This is a genomic window from Streptomyces sp. NRRL F-5650, from assembly GCF_000721365.1.
Lineage (GTDB): Bacteria > Actinomycetota > Actinomycetes > Streptomycetales > Streptomycetaceae > Streptomyces > Streptomyces ardesiacus.
The window spans coordinates 1-1,037 of sequence record NZ_JOGV01000134.1; the positions used below are offsets into that span (position 1 = coordinate 1).

Below are 1,037 nucleotides of genomic sequence, written 5' to 3' on the forward strand. Positions count from 1 at the left end.
AAGTGGCTGACGACCACGGACCACAAGACCATCGGCACGCTGTATCTGGTGACGTCGTTCGCGTTCTTCGTGATCGGCGGCGTGATGGCGCTGTTCATGCGCGCCGAGCTGGCCCGGCCGGGTCTGCAGATCATGTCGAACGAACAGTTCAACCAGGCGTTCACGATGCACGGCACGATCATGCTGCTGATGTTCGCGACGCCGCTGTTCTCCGGCTTCGCGAACTGGATCATGCCGCTGCAGATCGGTGCGCCGGACGTGGCGTTCCCGCGGCTGAACATGTTCGCCTACTGGCTGTACCTGTTCGGCTCGACCATCGCGGTGGGCGGGTTCCTGACCCCGCAGGGCGCGGCCGACTTCGGCTGGTTCGCGTACTCGCCGCTGTCGGACGCGGTGCACTCGCCGGGTGTCGGCGGTGACCTGTGGATCATGGGTCTGGCCTTCTCCGGCTTCGGCACCATCCTCGGCTCGGTCAACTTCATCACCACGATCATCTGCATGCGCGCGCCGGGCATGACCATGTTCCGCATGCCGATCTTCACCTGGAACGTGCTGCTGACCGGTGTGCTGGTCCTGCTGGCCTTCCCGGTGCTGGCCGCGGCCCTGTTCGCGCTGGAGGCCGACCGCAAGTTCGGTGCCCACATCTTCGACTCGTCCAACGGCGGGGCCCTGTTGTGGCAGCACCTGTTCTGGTTCTTCGGGCATCCCGAGGTGTACATCATCGCGCTGCCGTTCTTCGGCATCGTCAGTGAGATCATCCCGGTCTTCTCCCGCAAGCCGATCTTCGGCTACATGGGTCTGATCGGCGCGACGATCGCGATCGCGGGTCTGTCGGTGACGGTGTGGGCGCACCACATGTACGTCACGGGCGGCGTGCTGCTGCCGTTCTTCTCCTTCATGACCTTCCTGATCGCGGTCCCGACCGGTGTGAAGTTCTTCAACTGGATCGGCACCATGTGGAAGGGGTCGCTGTCCTTCGAGACACCGATGCTGTGGTCCACCGGCTTCCTGGTCACCTTCCTCTTCGGCGGACTGAC

Annotated in this window: 1 protein-coding gene; it reads left to right on the top strand. The window is 63.9% G+C overall.

Annotated features, from left to right (window positions below):
- Window positions 1-1,037 (top strand): cbb3-type cytochrome c oxidase subunit I (locus IG88_RS0137740; RefSeq protein WP_031051405.1); only part of this gene is annotated, 1,037 nt, incomplete at both ends.